11 protein-coding genes are annotated in these 16,835 nt (G+C 62.5%); 4 read left to right on the top strand and 7 right to left on the bottom strand.

Annotated elements, in window-relative coordinates; genetic code table 11:
- Positions 1-36 precede the first annotated feature (36 nt).
- The 4 genes from sthA to NPS58_RS01905 all read right to left on the bottom strand — a co-directional run bounded on the left by sthA (position 37) and on the right by NPS58_RS01905 (position 6,113).
- Positions 37-1,431 (bottom strand): Si-specific NAD(P)(+) transhydrogenase, encoded by a 1,395-nt coding sequence (sthA, locus tag NPS58_RS01920; RefSeq protein WP_274113113.1) that lies wholly within the window; start codon positions 1,429-1,431, stop codon positions 37-39.
- A gap of 224 nt (positions 1,432-1,655) precedes the next feature.
- Positions 1,656-2,657 (bottom strand): FAD:protein FMN transferase, encoded by a 1,002-nt coding sequence (locus tag NPS58_RS01915; RefSeq protein WP_274113111.1) that lies wholly within the window; start codon positions 2,655-2,657, stop codon positions 1,656-1,658.
- Between the two features lie 91 nt (positions 2,658-2,748).
- Positions 2,749-4,170, bottom strand: a complete 1,422-nt coding sequence (gene ltrA / locus NPS58_RS01910; RefSeq protein WP_003253430.1) for a group II intron reverse transcriptase/maturase — start codon at positions 4,168-4,170, stop codon at positions 2,749-2,751.
- Positions 4,171-4,649: 479 nt separating this feature from the next.
- A complete protein-coding gene (locus NPS58_RS01905; RefSeq protein WP_274113109.1) occupies positions 4,650-6,113 on the bottom strand; it encodes a glyceraldehyde-3-phosphate dehydrogenase in 1,464 nt (487 codons plus the stop codon).
- Between the two features lie 169 nt (positions 6,114-6,282).
- On the opposite strand from NPS58_RS01905, the gene mfd reads away from it, so the two are divergent.
- Genes mfd through NPS58_RS01890 form a run of 3 tightly spaced genes read left to right on the top strand, consistent with a single transcriptional unit; the run spans position 6,283 to position 13,625 of the window.
- On the top strand, positions 6,283-9,732 hold the full coding sequence (gene mfd, locus NPS58_RS01900; RefSeq protein ID WP_274113107.1) for a transcription-repair coupling factor: 3,450 nt from the start codon (positions 6,283-6,285) through the stop codon (positions 9,730-9,732).
- Between the two features lie 10 nt (positions 9,733-9,742).
- Positions 9,743-10,306 carry a CsiV family protein gene (locus NPS58_RS01895; protein WP_274113105.1) on the top strand — a complete coding sequence of 188 codons (564 nt, stop codon included), beginning with the start codon at positions 9,743-9,745 and terminating at the stop codon, positions 10,304-10,306.
- Between the two features lie 4 nt (positions 10,307-10,310).
- Positions 10,311-13,625: a DEAD/DEAH box helicase gene (locus NPS58_RS01890; protein WP_274113103.1), complete on the top strand. Its 3,315-nt coding sequence runs from the start codon at positions 10,311-10,313 to the stop codon at positions 13,623-13,625.
- Positions 13,626-13,687: 62 nt separating this feature from the next.
- Here NPS58_RS01890 and nagZ read toward each other — a convergent pair whose 3' ends face one another.
- From nagZ to NPS58_RS01875, 3 genes are read right to left on the bottom strand one after another with little or no spacing between them, the layout of a single operon-like run.
- Positions 13,688-14,686, bottom strand: coding sequence for a beta-N-acetylhexosaminidase (gene nagZ, locus NPS58_RS01885; protein ID WP_274115336.1), 999 nt, complete (start codon positions 14,684-14,686; stop codon positions 13,688-13,690).
- Between the two features lie 22 nt (positions 14,687-14,708).
- Entirely contained in the window at positions 14,709-15,233 is a 525-nt protein-coding gene (locus NPS58_RS01880; protein WP_274113102.1) for a L,D-transpeptidase, read from the bottom strand.
- 46 nt (positions 15,234-15,279) lie between these two features.
- Entirely contained in the window at positions 15,280-15,993 is a 714-nt protein-coding gene (locus tag NPS58_RS01875) for a TetR/AcrR family transcriptional regulator (RefSeq protein ID WP_274113100.1), read from the bottom strand.
- 231 nt (positions 15,994-16,224) lie between these two features.
- Here NPS58_RS01875 and lexA point away from each other — a divergent pair, with 231 nt between their 5' ends.
- Positions 16,225-16,833, top strand: coding sequence for a transcriptional repressor LexA (gene lexA, locus NPS58_RS01870; RefSeq protein ID WP_274113098.1), 609 nt, complete (start codon positions 16,225-16,227; stop codon positions 16,831-16,833).
- Positions 16,834-16,835: the final 2 nt, after the last annotated feature.

Here is a 16,835-nt window from a genome sequence, read left to right as displayed (position 1 = left end):
TCTCCCCGGCCGGCTCAGGCCACCGGCCGGAGCCGCTCAAAAAAGCCGGTTGAGGCCGTCGTAGGCGGCTACCCGATAGGCTTCGGCCATGGTCGGGTAGTTGAAGGTGGTGTTGACGAAATACTTCAGGGTATTGCGCTCACCCGGCTGATCCATGATCGCCTGCCCGATGTGGACAATCTCCGACGCCTGATAGCCAAAGCAATGCACGCCGAGGATTTCCAGGGTTTCGCGGTGGAACAGGATCTTCAGCATGCCTTGCGGCTCGCCGGCGATCTGCGCCCGCGCCATGCCCTTGAAGAAGGCCTTGCCCACTTCGTATGGCACCTTGGCCTGGGTCAGCTCCTGCTCGTTCTTGCCGATCGAGCTGATCTCCGGAATGGTGTAGATGCCGGTCGGCACATCATTGACGAAGCGCCAGCTACCGTTGTCGACGATGCTGCCAGCGGCCGAACGACCCTGGTCGTGGGCGGCACTGGCCAGGCTCGGCCAGCCGATCACGTCGCCGGCACCGTAGATGTTCGGCACGTGGGTACGATAGTTCTCGTCGACTTCGATCTGGCCACGGCTGTTGACCTTGATGCCGATGTTTTCCAGGCCCAACCTGTCGGTGTTGCCGGTACGGCCGTTGCACCACAGCAAGGCGTCGGCCTTGATCTTCTTGCCGGATTTCAGGTGCAGGATCACACCGTTGTCCAGGCCTTCGACCCGCTCGTACTCTTCGTTGTGGCGAACCGTGATGTTGTTGTTGCTGAAGTGGTAGCTCAACGCCTGGGAGATTTCCGAGTCGAGGAAGCTCAGCAACTGGCTGCGGTTGTCGACCAGCTCCACCAGCACGCCCAGGCCACTGAAGATCGAGGCGTATTCACAGCCGATGACACCGGCGCCGTAGACAATCAGTTTGCGCGGGGTGTGGCCGAGGCTGAGGATGGTGTCGCTATCGTAGATCCGCGGGTGGTGGAAATCGATGTCGGCCGGGCGATACGGGCGCGACCCGGTGGCGATGATGATGTGCTTGGCCACCAGCTTTTCCACCACGCCATTGGCGCAGACCACTTCGATGGTCTGCTCGTCGGCGAAGCTGCCGGTACCGAAGAACACATCGACACGGTTGCGGGCGTAGTAGCCGGTGCGCGAGGCAACCTGCTTGGAGATGACTTTCTCGGCGCTCTTGAGCACGTCGGGGAACGAGAACCAGCGCGGTTCACCAATGGCCCGGAACACCGGGTTGGTATTGAACTGCATGATCTGGCGGACCGAGTGACGCAGGGCCTTGGACGGGATGGTGCCCAGGTGGGTGCAGTTACCGCCGACCTGGCGACGGCTATCGACCATCGCCACCTTGCGTCCTGCTTTGGCAGCATTCATTGCCGCCCCTTCTCCTGCTGGGCCGGAACCCAGCACCACTACGTCGTAGTTGTAGACAGCCATGCGTACTCCTTCAGAACAGGCCCGGTCGCCACATTGGCGAGCGGGGCTAGATCATGTCGCCAGCGGCGCCATGAAAAATTCGGGTGCAGTCTAATCAAGCTTGAGCGCCGCGCACATTAACCCTTGGTCGCGTCGTAGGCTAATTTTCTCTGCACTACATGTATTTCATCGCGGGGCCAACCCGCTCCTACCCATGTGGGAGCGGGTGTGCCCCGCGAGGTTTTTCAATCTATCCCCAGCACCTGCTCGAACACCGGGGTCGCTCGGGATACAAAGCCATCGGCAACCCGTGTGACGAACACCGCAGCAAGCTGGTGCTCGAGGGCAAAATCCCACCCCTGCTCCGGCCCCAGGATCAACAACAGTGTCGAATACCCGTCGGCCATCAGTGTCGAGCGGTCGAATACCGTCACCGCCGCCAGGTCGTGCCTGACCGGCTTGCCCAGCCGCGCATCGAAGGTATGTGAATAGCGCTGGCCATTCTCCTCGAAATAGTTGCGATAGTCACCGGAGGTAGACACGCCCAGACCGTCCACCGGCACCACCTGGCGGGCAATCTGGCGATCGTCGCGCGGCAACTCCAGGGCAATTTTCCAGCGACTGCCATCGGGCTTTCGTCCCAACGCCTTGAGCTCACCAGTGACTTCGACCAGTAGATTCGCGACCCCCAGCGTGTTGAGGCGAGCCACCACCAGGTCGACGGCATGCCCGGCGGCAATGCTGTTGAAATCCACCTCCACCGCTTCATCCTTGCACAGCTGCTCGCCCACTATGCGCAAATGCCCATGCCCGACGCGTCGGCGAACCTCGCTCAGCGCCTGGGCGGTGGGGACTTTTTCCAATCTCGATTGCGGCCCGAACCCCCACAGGTCGAGCAACGGCTCCACGGTCAGATCGAACGCACCATCGCCTTGCTGCGACAACTGCTCGCCGACCGCAACCAGTTCCAGCACATCGGCAGGCATCCACTGGCAGCTATTGGCAGGCAGGCGGTTGAACGCCTCGATCATCGAATCGCTACGGTAGGTGGAAAACCGCAGGTCGATCCCCTCGAGCACCTGCTCCACTTCCCGCTGGACCCGCTGCGGTGCAGGCCCATCCGCCGTACGCACGTATTGCACGGTGTAGCTGCTGCCCATGGTCGGCCCGCTGATGTGCTCCAGCGACTCGCCCGGCGAGCAAGCGGCAAGGATAAGCAACGAACCGATCAACAACCCTCTGCGCATCAGTCCTCCTGGAATCATGGATCGAGTAGGAGGCGGATTCACACCCGCCGTCCTCTCACACCACCGTGCGTACGGTTCCGTACACGGCGGTTCAGGTTACGCGGCTAAGCCGGTTAATCGTATCCAGTATCGAGACCAGCCCGAGCCGGTCCCACAGTTTCTTTGGCAGCGCGTAGTTCATATGTTGCGCTCCCGAATTCCACCATGGACCTCGGCCATTGAAGGCTGACTTGTTGGCACGCTCCTCGCTCAACCCCAGGCGCATCAAGTTTCTCAGCCTCGTGGGAGGCTGCTTCCATTGACGCCAGATGACGCAGCGGAGTTTGTGCCTGACCCAACCATCCAGTTCCTCAAGCGGCCGCTTGCTCTGGCTGAGCTTGAAGTAGCTAGCCCAGCCTCTCAGGACGGGGTTGATCCGCTCGATGACAGTCGCCATTTTGCGAGCCCGTACGCTGCGCAGCAGCATTCTGAGCCGGTCGCGTAAGCGGTCTAGGCTCATCCTTGCCACGCGCAGCCTTGGCTGCTGGTGCCAGCTTATCCCATAGCCTAGGTAGTCGCACTTCCACGCCCTTGCCACTTGGCTTTTCTTCCTGTTCACCGTCAGCTTCAGACGTTCTCTCAGGAAGCGCTCGACGCTGACCAACACCCGTTCGCCGGCCCGGGGACTGCGTACATAGATGTTCGCATCATCGGCATAACGTACGAAGCGATGGCCCCGTCGCTCCAGCTCGCGGTCGAGTTCGTCGAGCAGGATGTTCGACAGCAACGGCGAAAGCGGGCCGCCTTGCGGCGTCCCCTCCTGCCGTGGGCTGACGACACCGCCCGACATGATCCCGGCTTCAAGGTAGCGGCGGATAAGCCTGAGTACGCACTTGTCTTTGATCCGACGTTCGATGCAGGCCATGAGGATGTCGTGATTGACCCGATCGAAAAACTTCTCCAGATCGAGTTCCACGCACCAGCGGTGTCCCGCTGTCACATGAGCACGAGCCATCTCGATGGCTTGATGCGTACTTCTGCCCGGACGAAAACCATAGCTGTAGTCCGAGAACAGTGGGTCGAAGATAGGTGTGAGCTGCTGCTGCAGTGCTTGCTGGATCAGGCGATCCACGACGCTGGGGATTCCCAGTTGCCGTGTGCCGCCCTGCGGCTTGGGAATTTCAACCGCTCGCACTGCTTGGGGCTGGTATTCACCGGCCAGTAACCTGGCCTTGAGGGTTGGCCAATACTGTCTCACGTAGCCCGCCAAGTCAGCAACCGTCATGCCATCGGCACCCGGTGCTCCCTTGTTGCTGACCACGCGTTGATACGCACGTCTGAGGTTGGCCGGTGCAAGCACCCGCTCCATCAGCGTGTCCGGCTCCGCGTTCGTCCACGTCACGGACGCCGTCGATACCTTTGCACTGTCAGGCGTCACCCTCGGCTTCTGGCCGGAGCTCGGGATGACAGTTTCCGCTGTGGGAAATTTCTGCATTACGGTTACCAACGAGACGGCGACGCCTACTGGCGGCATAACCTGTTCGGCCCTTGGTGGCGCGGTTAACCGCCACTTACTACGGCTTCGGCTGACTTCTGCACGCTCATCCCGTCGCCTTTCGACGCGCGGTAGCACAATGGCAAACGTACAGATCTCCCAGGGTAATTCGCGCGACCTTCCTGCTTATGCCTGTCGGATCTACGTCACAGCGTTCCGTGCAAGTATTGGGCTTTGGCGATTTGTGCCACCTCACCCCGCTGTGCCGCCTCTATCCGCTTCCTGTTCGTCAGGCCAGCATTTTGCCTCGGGCTTCCTTCAGATTCGCGGTCACCCGCGACACCCTTGCCTCCGGCTAACACTTCCCCTTGCCGGGTGTGTAGAGGACTTTCACCTCCAAGTCACCCGCTTGGCCACCACAGCCAAGCGGGTTGCGCTTACGCGCAACGCGCCATGCCTGGCGCACACAAAAAAAACGGGAACCCTGAGGTTCCCGTTTCTTGATCACGCTGTGAAGCTTAGCGTGGGAAGGCTGGCGGGTTTACACCGGCCATGTCTTCCATCACGCGCACAACCTGGCAGCTGTAACCGAACTCGTTGTCGTACCAGACGTACAGGACAACGCGGTTATCGTTGCAGATGGTGGCTTCGGCATCGACCACACCGGCGTGGCGCGAACCAACGAAGTCGGTGGAAACCACTTCCTGCGAGCTGACGTAGTCGATCTGCTTGTGCAGGTCCGAGTGCATGGCCATCTGGCGCAAGTACTCGTTGATTTCTTCGCGGTTGGTGGCCTTTTCCAGGTTCAGGTTCAGGATGGCCATCGACACGTTCGGCGTTGGAACGCGGATCGCGTTACCGGTCAGCTTGCCTTTGAGCACCGGCAGTGCCTTGGCGGCTGCAGTGGCGGCACCGGTCTCGGTGATAACCATGTTCAGCGGCGCGGCGCGGCCACGACGGCTGCCCTTGTGGAAGTTGTCGATCAGGTTCTGGTCGTTGGTGAACGAGTGAACGGTTTCGACGTGGCCATTGACGATGCCGAACTTGTCGTTGACAGCCTTGAGCACCGGCACGATGGCGTTGGTGGTGCAGGATGCCGCCGAGATGATCTTGTCGTCAGCGGTGATGTCGGCATGGTTGATGCCATGCACGATGTTCTTCAGCGCGCCCTTGCCAGGTGCGGTGAGGATCACGCGGGCAGCGCCCGGGCAGGCCAGGTGCTGGCCCAGGCCGTCGGCGTCACGCCATACACCGGTGTTGTCGACGATCAGCGCGTTCTCGATGCCGTACTGGGTGTAGTCGACTTCGGACGGGTTCTTGGCGTAGATAACCTGGATCAGGTTGCCGTTGGCGGTGATGGTGTTGTTTTCTTCGTCGATGGTAATGGTGCCATCGAACGGGCCGTGAACCGAGTCACGACGCAGCAGGCTTGCACGCTTGACCAGATCGTTCTCGGCGCCTTTGCGCACGACGATGGCACGCAGGCGCAGGCCGTCGCCGCCACCGGTTTTTTCGATCAGGATGCGCGCCAGCAGGCGGCCGATACGACCGAAACCGTACAGCACGACGTCGGTGCCCTTGCGGGCCGAAGCGTTCTGCTGACCGACCACGTCGGCCATTTCTTCACGCACGAACTGCTCGGCGCTGCGACCGTTGCCTTCAAGCTTGAATTTGTTGGCCAGCTTGCCCAGGTCGACCGAAGCGGCGCCCAGTTTCAGCTCGCTCATGGCCTTGAGCAGCGGGAATGTCTCGTGGACAGAGAGTTCGGTTTCGTCGGTTTGGCGATGACGGGCAAAGCGGTGCGCTTTGAGGATCGAGATCACCGAACGGTTGATCAGGCTGCGGCCATAGATCGAGCTCACCACATTGTTATTGCGGTAGAGCTGACCGATAAGCGGGATCATCGCTTCTGCAAGTGCTTCACGATCAATCCACTCACCAAGACACTGGTCGGGCTTCTGAGTCACGGGAACCTTCCACATGTAGGGACAGAAAAAAGGGGCTACATTATGACGCCCCGCAGCCCATCGAGCAATGAGCGCCTGTCGCTGATGCTTCACTACATGGATTTAGCCTGCTCGAACCTGACAGCACGGGCCTGCGCCCGGTACAATTGGCGTCTTTGTCGCAACGCTTGGAGCTCGACCTCCCGTGCCTGTTCTGCGTCTACCGCACCTGCCGGCCACCGCCGGCAAACAAACCTGGGGCAACCTGCCGGGCGCCGCCCTGAGCCTTGCCATCGCCGAGGCTGCCAGCGCCGCCAAGCGCTTCACCCTGCTACTGACCGCCGACAGCCAGAGCGCTGACCGGCTCGAGCAGGAGCTGCGTTTTTTCGCGCCCGACCTGCCGGTATTGCCCTTCCCCGATTGGGAAACCCTGCCCTACGACCTGTTCTCGCCGCACCAGGACATCATCTCCCAGCGCATTTCCAGCCTGTACCGGCTGCCGGAGCTTGACCACGGCATTCTCGTGGTGCCAATCACCACGGCCCTGCACCGCCTGGCGCCGACGCGCTTCCTGCTCGGCAGCAGCCTGGTGCTGGACATCGGCCAAAAGCTCGATGTCGAACAGATGCGCCTGCGCCTGGAAGCCAGCGGCTACCGCTGCGTCGATACTGTGTACGAACATGGCGAATTCGCCGTGCGCGGCGCGCTGATCGACCTCTTCCCGATGGGCAGCAAACTGCCCTACCGGATCGATCTGTTCGACGACGAGATCGAGACCCTGCGCACCTTCGACCCGGAGACCCAGCGCTCGATCGACAAGGTCGACTCGGTACGCCTGCTGCCAGCCCGCGAGTTCCCGCTGCAAAAGGACGCCGTGACCCAGTTCAAGGCGCGCTTTCGCGAGCGCTTCGACGTCGACTTCCGCCGCAGCCCGATCTTCCAGGACCTCTCCAGCGGCATCACTCCGGCGGGTATCGAGTATTACCTGCCGTTGTTCTTCGAACAGACGTCTACCCTGTTCGACTACCTGCCCCAGGACACCCAGGTGTTCTCGCTGCCGGGCGTGGAACAGGCCGCCGAGCACTTCTGGAGCGATGTGCGCAATCGCTACGAAGAGCGTCGCATCGACCCGGCGCGACCATTGTTGCCGCCGGCCGAACTGTTCCTGCCGGTGGAAGACTGCTTCGCCCGGCTGAAGAACTGGCCACGCGTCGTGGTCAGCCAGGACGACCTGGACAGTGGCCCGGGCCGCGAACGCTTTCCGGCCCAGGCCTTGCCGAACCTCGCCATTGAAGCCAAGGCCAACCAGCCTCTGGCAGCGCTCTCGGGCTTTCTCGACCAGTTCCCGGGGCGCGTGCTGTTCACCGCCGAATCGGCGGGCCGTCGCGAAGTGCTGCTTGAACTGCTCGAACGCCTGAAGCTGCGCCCTCAGACGGTCGACAGCTGGAGCGCCTTCGTTGCCGGCAAAGAGCGCCTGGCGATCACCATCGCGCCCCTGGACGAAGGCTTGTTGCTGGACGACCCGGCGGTTGCCCTGGTCGCCGAGAGCCCGCTGTTCGGCCAGCGGGTGATGCAGCGCCGACGCCGGGAAAAACGCAGCGACGGCAACAACGATGCGGTGATCAAGAACCTCACCGAGCTGCGCGAAGGTGCGCCGGTGGTGCATATCGACCACGGTGTTGGCCGCTACCTGGGCCTGGCGACCCTGGAGATCGACAACCAGGCTGCCGAGTTCCTCACCCTGGAATACGCCGAGGGCGCCAAGCTCTACGTGCCGGTGGCAAACCTGCATTTGATCGCCCGCTACACCGGCAGCGACGACGCGCTGGCACCGCTGCACCGCCTGGGCTCCGAGGCCTGGCAGAAAGCCAAGCGCAAGGCCGCCGAACAGGTGCGCGACGTCGCCGCCGAGCTGCTCGACATTTATGCCCGCCGCGCGGCACGCAAAGGCTATGCCTTCGCCGATCCGTCTGCCGACTACGCCACCTTCAGCGCCGGCTTCCCGTTCGAAGAAACCCCCGACCAACAAAGCGCCATCGAAGCGGTACGCGAAGACATGCTGGCGGCCAAGCCCATGGACCGGCTGGTCTGTGGCGACGTCGGCTTCGGCAAGACCGAAGTTGCCATGCGTGCCGCCTTCATCGCCGTGCATGGCGGCCGCCAGGTGGCCATCCTGGTGCCCACCACCCTGCTCGCCCAACAGCACTACAACAGCTTTCGCGACCGCTTCGCCGACTGGCCGGTGACCGTCGAGGTGATGAGCCGCTTCAAGTCGCCCAAGGAAGTCGCCGCCGCGGTCGCCGACCTTGCCGAAGGCAAGATCGACATCGTCATCGGCACCCACAAGCTGCTGCAGGACGACGTCAAGATCAAAGACCTGGGCCTGGTGATCATCGACGAGGAACACCGCTTCGGTGTGCGCCAGAAAGAACAGCTCAAGGCCCTGCGCAGCGAGGTCGACATTCTCACCCTCACCGCCACGCCGATCCCGCGCACCCTGAACATGGCCGTGGCCGGCATGCGCGACCTGTCGATCATCGCCACGCCACCGGCGCGCCGCCTGTCGGTACGCACCTTCGTGATGGAACAGAACAAGAGCACGGTCAAGGAAGCCCTGCTGCGTGAGCTGCTGCGCGGCGGCCAGGTCTACTACCTGCACAACGATGTGAAGAGCATCGAGAAATGCGCCGCCGACCTCGCCGAACTGGTGCCCGAGGCACGTATCGGCATCGGCCACGGGCAGATGCGCGAACGCGAGCTCGAACAGGTGATGAGCGACTTCTATCACAAGCGCTTCAACGTGCTGATCGCCTCGACCATCATCGAGACCGGCATCGACGTGCCCAGCGCCAACACCATCATTATCGAGCGGGCCGACAAGTTCGGCCTGGCCCAACTGCACCAATTGCGCGGCCGGGTGGGCCGCAGCCACCACCAGGCCTACGCCTACCTGCTCACCCCGCCGCGCCAGCAGATCACCCCGGATGCCGAAAAGCGCCTGGAGGCCATCGCCAATACCCAGGACCTGGGTGCAGGTTTCGTGCTGGCTACCAACGATCTGGAAATCCGCGGCGCCGGCGAACTGCTGGGCGAAGGCCAGAGCGGACAGATCCAGGCGGTCGGTTTCACCTTGTACATGGAAATGCTCGAGCGCGCGGTCAAGGCCATCCGCAAGGGCACCCAGCCCAACCTCGACCAGCCCCTGGGCGGCGGCCCGGAAATCAACCTGCGCCTGCCGGCGCTGATTCCCGAAGACTACCTGCCGGATGTGCATGCGCGGCTGATCTTGTACAAGCGCATCGCCTCGGCCGTGGACGAAGACGGCCTCAAGGACCTGCAGGTGGAAATGATCGACCGCTTCGGCCTGCTGCCGGAGCCGACCAAGAACCTGGTGCGCCTCACCCTGCTCAAGCTGCAGGCCGAAAAGCTCGGCATCAAGAAGGTCGATGCCGGACCCAACGGCGGCAAGATCGAATTCGAAGCCCAGACCCCGGTCGACCCCCTGGTGCTGATCAAGTTGATCCAGGGCCAGCCCAAGCGCTACAAGTTCGAGGGTGCCACCCAGTTCAAGTTCATGGTGCCGATGGAACGCCCGGAAGAACGCTTCAACAATCTCGAGGCGCTGTTCGAGCGCCTGACCCCACAATCTGCGTGAAGGAAGATCCATGCGTGCCATTCGCTGCCTGACCCTGCTGCTGGCCCTGTTCGCCCCGGCAGCCTTCGCTGAAGGCGCCTATCAGGTCGAAATGATTCTGGTGCGGCAGAACGCCGTGCCGGCGATTACCAGCCAGTTTGCTCCTGAAGACTGGAGCAACGGCGCCCAGGCGCCTGCCGAGGGCGATATGCGCCAGCCCTCGATGACCGATCAAGCCGCCAGGCTTGCCGCCGACCCGAGCCAGTACACCATCCTGCTTCACAAGGCCTGGCAGCAGGAGGCCGGTGCCGTGGCGATCAGTGAGGGCCAGGAGCAGTTCGGCCAGTTCCCCATCGAGGGCAACCTGAGCGTGACGGAAGATCGCTTCATCGCGGTCGACGCCAGCTTCTGGGTCAACCAGTTCGACAGCAACGGCAGCGTGATCCAGAGCGAACAGCTCAAGCAGAGCAACAGCACCGTAAAAAATGGCGAGCTGACCTTTCTGGATGGCGGGCACCTGGCCCTGCTGCTCAAGGTCACCGCCAACCGGCCAGCCAGTGCACCCACTCCTGCGCCGGAGATGATGGAGCAGTAGCCTGATGCCGAAAACGCTGCGACAACTGCTCGAGGACAGTGACTGGACCCACGCTTTCCCCCCCAGGACACTGGAAAGGGGCTTCGAATATGCCGATCAACACCGGGTAACGGTGATATCGCTGGAGCCCCACAGGCTTACGTCGGTCTGTCGCGGCTCAGGTGACAACATCTATACCCAGCACATCAGAGTAGAGGGCAGTAAACACGTCTCGTCGCTCGACACCGCCTGCACCTGTCCGGTCGGCTTCGACTGCAAGCACTGCGTAGCGGCCTTGTACCATGTGATGGAGCTGCCCGAAGAACCAACGGGTACGCACGGCGCGCAACTTAGCCCTGTTCTCGAGCGCTGGCTTGAGCGCCTGGCAGTACCGCTCCCCGGCACTGAAAAGCCCGCCGGGCAAAGCGTACGCACCCTGCTGTATGAGCTTGAGTTTCACCCTAGCGGCAACGCCACCATCACAACGTACAAATGCAAGCACCTCAAGGATGGCCGGTTCACCGAACTCAAGCCTCTCCTTTACCCGCACGAAATACTCCGGCAAAGCTCAGGCTACCCAACCGAAAGCGATGCCAGATTCTTACGCATGGTGGTCGCCAGAACGCCCGCGGGCGCGCTTACCAGCGGTGTAACACTCGACGGCAGTGAAGGTGCGGAGCTGCTTGAACACGCCCTTGGCACCGGACGCCTGTTCCTGCTGGGAGATCAGGGGCCGCTCAAACCAGGCCCGCCCCTGGCAGGCGAGTTCCGCTGGGAAAAACTCGATGACGAACGATACAGAGGCGGCTGGTATCACCAGGGCAGGATGCTCAAGCTGGTACTGGCGCTGCAGCCGCTGTACTACGTTGACACCGAACAGGGCCAGGTTGGCCTGCTGAGCCACGGCTATGATGAAGTCATTGCTTCCTCCCTCGCCCTGGCACCACTGGTGCCTGAAAGCCAGGTGGTCAGTTTCAGTCACCGGATCCAGACCCTCAACCGGCAGATCCCCACCCCCAGAACATTGAGCGAGACGATCATCGACGGTATTGCCCCCACGCCCCACCTGATCCTGGGCAGCCACGAGTTCAGCGCCTATGTGCCGCAGTCGGGCAGGATGCAACGCCAGCACCAGCATCGCGCCGCACTGTCTTTCGACTATGACGGGGTTCGCGCCAGTGGCCGTCAAGGCACGGAAGTCACCCGCCTGGAAGGCAATACCAACCAGCGCATCCAGCGCCAGGCTGACGCCGAAAAATTGATTCGCCTGAAGCTGCTGCGCTTGGGATTCAAGGTGGCCACCCGTCAAAGCAAGGCACTGCCAGAGAGCGCGGGCGAGCTGATGGAACTGAGCACTGAAGGCGCCTGGCTGCGCTTCATGCTCAACGACTTGCCGAGCCTGCGCGAGCAAGGCTGGCAGATCGAGTACACCGACGATTTCGCCTTCAACCTCGCCGAGGTCGATGACTGGTACGCCCAAGTCGACGAGGCCAGCGGACGCGACTGGTTCGACCTGGAAGTGGGCATCGAGGTTAACGGCCAGCGCCTGAGCCTGTTACCCATCCTGCTGAACGTGCTGCGCACCCACCCCGAGCTGCTGAACCCCACCCAGCTGAACAAGCGGCGCGATGACGAAAGCCTGCTGGTGCAGATACCCGCGCCACAAGGCGAGGCACGTCGCAATCTGCAAGTGGCACTGCCCTACGGCCGCCTGAAGCCGGTACTGGCAACGCTGGGCGACTTCTACCTGCGCGAGCCTGGCGAAACCAGTGTGCGCCTGCCAACGCTCGATGCCACCCGCCTCAACGCCCTGGAAGACATTCCGCTGAACTGGCAAGGCGGCGCCCAGGTGCGCAACCTGGGCGAGCGCCTGCGTGACATTCGCCGACAGCCGGCACAAGCCCCGGAGGGCCTCAACGCCACGCTGCGCAGCTACCAGCTGGAAGGCCTGAGCTGGATGCAGGCCCTGCGCGAACTGGAAGTGGGCGGCATCCTTGCCGACGACATGGGCCTGGGCAAGACCCTGCAAACCCTGGCGCACCTGCTGACCGAAAAGAACGCCGGCCGCCTCACCCGCCCGGCGATGGTGGTAATGCCCACCAGCCTGATTCCCAACTGGCAGGACGAAGCCGCGCGCTTTGCGCCCAGCTTGCGCGTGCTGGCCTTGCAAGGCCTCGGGCGGCGCAAGCAGTTCGACAAGCTGGAAGACTATGACCTGCTGCTGACCACCTACGCGCTGCTGCCCAAGGACCTGGAGCACTTCAAGAACCTGAAGCTGCATGTACTGATCCTCGACGAAGCCCAGTACATCAAAAGCCCGGGTAGCAAGGCGGCCCAGGCCGCGCGCCAGCTCGAAGCCCGTCAACGCCTGTGCCTGAGCGGCACGCCACTGGAAAACCACCTGGGCGAGCTGTGGTCGCTGTTCCACTTCCTGCTGCCAGGCTGGCTGGGCGATGCCAAGGCCTTCAACCGCGACTACCGCACTCCTATCGAACGCCAAGGCAACAACGAGCGACTCCAACACCTGAACGCGCGGATCAAGCCCTTCCTGCTGCGTCGCACCAAGGAGCAGGTGGCCACCGAGCTGCCGGCCAAGACCGAAATGGTCCACTGGGTCGAGCTCAGCGATGCCCAGCGCGATGTCTACGAGACCATGCGCCTGGCGATGGATCAAAAGGTACGCGCCGAGATCACCCGTAAAGGCGTCGCCCGCAGCCAGATCATCATTCTGGAAGCCCTGTTGAAACTGCGCCAGGTCTGCTGCGACCTGCGCCTGGTCAACAGCGAGGCCTCGACTGCCCGCGGTGCTCATTCAGGCAAACTCGCAAGCCTGATGGAGATGCTCGAGGAACTGCTCGCCGAAGGTCGCAGGGTACTGCTGTTCTCGCAGTTCACCAGCATGTTGCGATTGATCGAGGCCGAACTCGAGCACCGCGGCATTGCCTACTCCCTGCTTACAGGCGAAACCCGTGACCGTCGCGCGCCGGTACAAGACTTCCAGAATGGCCGGTTGCAGATTTTCCTGATCAGCCTCAAGGCCGGTGGCGTGGGCCTGAACCTGACCGCTGCCGACACCGTGATCCATTACGACCCGTGGTGGAACCCGGCCGCCGAGAACCAGGCCACGGATCGTGCGTATCGCATTGGCCAGGAAAAGCCGGTGTTCGTCTACAAGCTGATCACCCGGGGCACCGTGGAAGAGAAGATCCAGCAACTGCAGCAAGAGAAGTCGGCACTGGCGGCCGGGGTGCTGGACGGACGCCAGGCGGGGGATTGGCGCTTGGCGGCGGAGGATATCGATGCGCTGTTTGCGCCTTTGCCGGGCCCGCGCAAAGGCTGAATCCATCGCGGGGCAAGCCCGCTCCTACCAGGCAGGAGCGGGCTTGCCCCGCGACGCTTACATCAATCCACCAACTGCGCTTCCTTGAGCGCCCCAAGCGCTTCCAGCCAACGAGGCTGCTGGCGGTAGTCAGTACGCGCAAAGCCCTGCCCGCGCATTTGTGCAATGCGCGGCGATGGCTTGACCTTCAGCCGCTGGGCAGCGCTCAGCGCCAGCTCGGCTGCCGCACGATCATTGCAGACCAGCCCCATGTCGCAACCGGCACTCAGCGCCGCCTCGATGCGGCTGGCAGCGTCACCCACCACATGAGCGCCGGCCATGGACAGGTCGTCACTGAAAATGACCCCATCGAAGCCCAACTCACCGCGCAGGATGTCCTGTAGCCAACGGCGCGAGAAGCCGGCAGGCTGGTTGTCGACCTGTGGGTAGATCACATGGGCCGGCATGACCGCCGCCAGTTGCCCACCCAGGCGCGCGAACGGCACGAGGTCGGCTGCACGGATCTGCTCCAGGCTGCGCTCATCGGTTGGAATGGCCACATGCGAGTCAGCCTCAGCCCAGCCATGCCCGGGGAAGTGTTTGCCACAGGCCGCCATGCCGGCGGCGTTCATGCCGCGGATAAAGGCACCGGCAAGAGCCGTGGCGCGCTGCGGATCGCCTTCGAAGGCCCGGCTGCCGACCACCGCGCTGCGCTGGTGATCCAGGTCCAGAACGGGTGCAAAACTCAGGTCCAGGCCTACCGCCAAGACTTCGGTTGCCATCAACCAACCACACTGCTCGGCCAGGTATTCGGCGTTATCGTTGTCGGCGATCGCACGCATCGCAGGCAGGCGCACGAAGCCCTGGCGCAGACGCTGGACCCGACCGCCCTCCTGGTCCACCGCCAGGATCAGGTCGGGACGCAGGGCGCGGATCGAAGCGCTGAGCTCACGCACCTGGCGAGGGCAGTCGATGTTGCGAGCAAAGATGATCAGGCCGGCCACTTCAGGCTGGCGCAGAAGCTGGCGATCTTCGGCGGTTAACCAGGTACCGGCGATGTCCACCATCAAGGAGCCTTGCAGGCTGGCACTCATAAATGATCCTTCAATTCAGGGGCGCATCGGCCCATTGGGGGCATGCGGCTTCGTCGATCCGCACCGGGCAATGCAGCGGTACGTGTTCGAACAGGTATAAAAGGTCGGCATTGCGCAAGCGCACACAGCCATGGGACAACGGCACGCCCATTGGTTCGCTGTCGGGTGTGCCGTGCAGGTAAATATAACGACGGAAGGTGTCGACCGGCCCCAAGCGATTGACCCCTGGCTCGCAGCCGCTGAGCCAGAGGATCCGGGAGAGGATCCAGTCGCGCCCCGGGTGTTGTGCGTGCAGGGCGGGCGTCCAGGTCTCGCCGGTCCAGCGTCGCCCACGCAACACCGCGCCTTGCGGTAGACCTGCGCCGATTTTCGCCCGCACCTGATGCAGGCCACGCGGCGTACAGCCTGAACCGTTGCGCTCCCCCGCACCGTTCAGCGCGGTGGAGACCGGCAGGCGCAGGCACAACTGCCCCCGGGAAAACCCGTAGAGGCATTGATCGGCGAGGGAAATGTGCAGGGAATCGAGACTGTGCATAGGGCGCTAGCTTAGCCGATGCGGCTCGCGGCGCCCAGCCGTTGAATCAGGCCTTGGCGGCGACCGGCACGCTGGAAGATTTGCTGCGCGGGCGCAGCTGTGCAGCGGCCATTGCCTCATCGGTCACACCCGTGTCGGCACGCATGCCGGCAGCGAGGAACGGCACCATCAGGCGCATGACTTGTTCGATCGAGGTATTGATGCCGAAGTCGGTTTCGGCAATGGCCCGCAGGGCCTTGATCCCGGACATGCTGAAAGCAGCGGCGCCCAGCATGAAGTGCACGCGCCAGAACAGCTCGATGGGAGGAATGCGCGGCGCTGCCTCGTTGACCAGCAGCATGTAGCGGCGGAACACCTTGCCGTACATGTCTTCGAGGTAGCGACGCAGGTGCCCCTGGCTCTGACTGAAGGCCAGCCCCAGCAGGCGCATGAAAATGGACAGGTCGTTGCCGCTGCGAGGCTGCACCACCAGCGCCTGCTCGACCAGCATCTCAAGCAACTCTTCAAGGCTTGGCTTGTGCTCAGGACGCGCCTGGCGACGCTCCAGCTCACGCTCGAGGCTGGTACAGAACGGGCCCAGGAAACGCGAGAAGACTGCCTGGATCAGCGCCTTCTTCGAACCGAAATGGTAGTTCACCGCCGCCAGGTTGACGCCGGCCTTGCTGGTGATCAGCCGCAATGAGGTTTCGGCAAAACCTTTTTCCGCGAACAACTGCTCGGCAGCATCGAGAATGCGTTCAACGGTTTCCGACTGGGCCATGACTACTCCGCCTGACAAACACTTGTTTGAAACATACGTTTCAAAGCGGTGATTTGTCAAGCCTGCACAGCCGTTTTGCGGCCACACGGTCACGTATTAAATCACACCCTCAATCGACAAGCTTCCCACTGCTGGAATGTGCACCCCAGCCTTTCTTGCAGCTTGGCGCTTGCAGCTTGCCATCTACTGTATATAATTCCAGTCACTGTATAAAAAGACAGAGCGATCAACATGCTAAAACTGACGCCACGCCAAGCTGAGATTCTGGCTTTTATCAAGCGCTGCCTGGAAGACAACGGCTTCCCGCCCACCCGCGCGGAAATCGCGCAGGAGCTGGGCTTCAAGTCGCCCAATGCCGCCGAGGAGCACCTCAAGGCCCTGGCCCGCAAGGGCGCGATCGAAATGACCCCGGGTGCCTCCCGCGGCATCCGCATCCCCGGCCTTGAATCCAAGCCCGAAGACAGCGGCCTGCCGATCATTGGTCGGGTCGCTGCCGGCGCGCCCATTCTCGCCCAGCAACATATCGAAGAGTCCTGCAACATCAACCCGGCCTTCTTCCATCCCCGGGCCGACTACCTGTTACGCGTTCACGGCATGAGCATGAAGGACGTCGGCATCGTCGATGGCGACCTGCTCGCTGTACACACATGCCGCGAAGCCCGTAATGGCCAGATCGTGGTCGCCCGTCTGGGCGATGAAGTCACGGTCAAGCGCTTCAAGCGCGAAGGCAACAAAGTCTGGCTGATTGCCGAAAACCCTGAGTTCGCCCCCATCGAAGTCAACCTGAAAGATCAGGAGCTGGTAATCGAGGGCTTGAGTGTCGGCGTCATTCGCCGATAAAA

Origin of the sequence: Pseudomonas putida, assembly GCF_028682455.1 — a bacterium.
GTDB lineage: Bacteria > Pseudomonadota > Gammaproteobacteria > Pseudomonadales > Pseudomonadaceae > Aquipseudomonas > Aquipseudomonas putida_AA.
This window is presented reverse-complemented; position numbering and strand designations above follow the sequence as displayed.

What these genes read in the sequence shown, in the direction of transcription:
- ltrA (WP_003253430.1), bottom strand. Translation starts at nt 4,170, where the DNA reads ATGCCGCCAGTAGGCGTCGCCGTCTCGTTGGTAACCGTAATGCAGAAA.
- NPS58_RS01915 (WP_274113111.1), bottom strand. Translation starts at nt 2,657, where the DNA reads ATGCGCAGAGGGTTGTTGATCGGTTCGTTGCTTATCCTTGCCGCTTGC.
- lexA (WP_274113098.1), top strand. Translation starts at nt 16,225, where the DNA reads ATGCTAAAACTGACGCCACGCCAAGCTGAGATTCTGGCTTTTATCAAG.
- NPS58_RS01875 (WP_274113100.1), bottom strand. Translation starts at nt 15,993, where the DNA reads ATGGCCCAGTCGGAAACCGTTGAACGCATTCTCGATGCTGCCGAGCAG.
- NPS58_RS01895 (WP_274113105.1), top strand. Translation starts at nt 9,743, where the DNA reads ATGCGTGCCATTCGCTGCCTGACCCTGCTGCTGGCCCTGTTCGCCCCG.
- NPS58_RS01880 (WP_274113102.1), bottom strand. Translation starts at nt 15,233, where the DNA reads ATGCACAGTCTCGATTCCCTGCACATTTCCCTCGCCGATCAATGCCTC.
- NPS58_RS01905 (WP_274113109.1), bottom strand. Translation starts at nt 6,113, where the DNA reads ATGTGGAAGGTTCCCGTGACTCAGAAGCCCGACCAGTGTCTTGGTGAG.
- NPS58_RS01890 (WP_274113103.1), top strand. Translation starts at nt 10,311, where the DNA reads ATGCCGAAAACGCTGCGACAACTGCTCGAGGACAGTGACTGGACCCAC.
- sthA (WP_274113113.1), bottom strand. Translation starts at nt 1,431, where the DNA reads ATGGCTGTCTACAACTACGACGTAGTGGTGCTGGGTTCCGGCCCAGCA.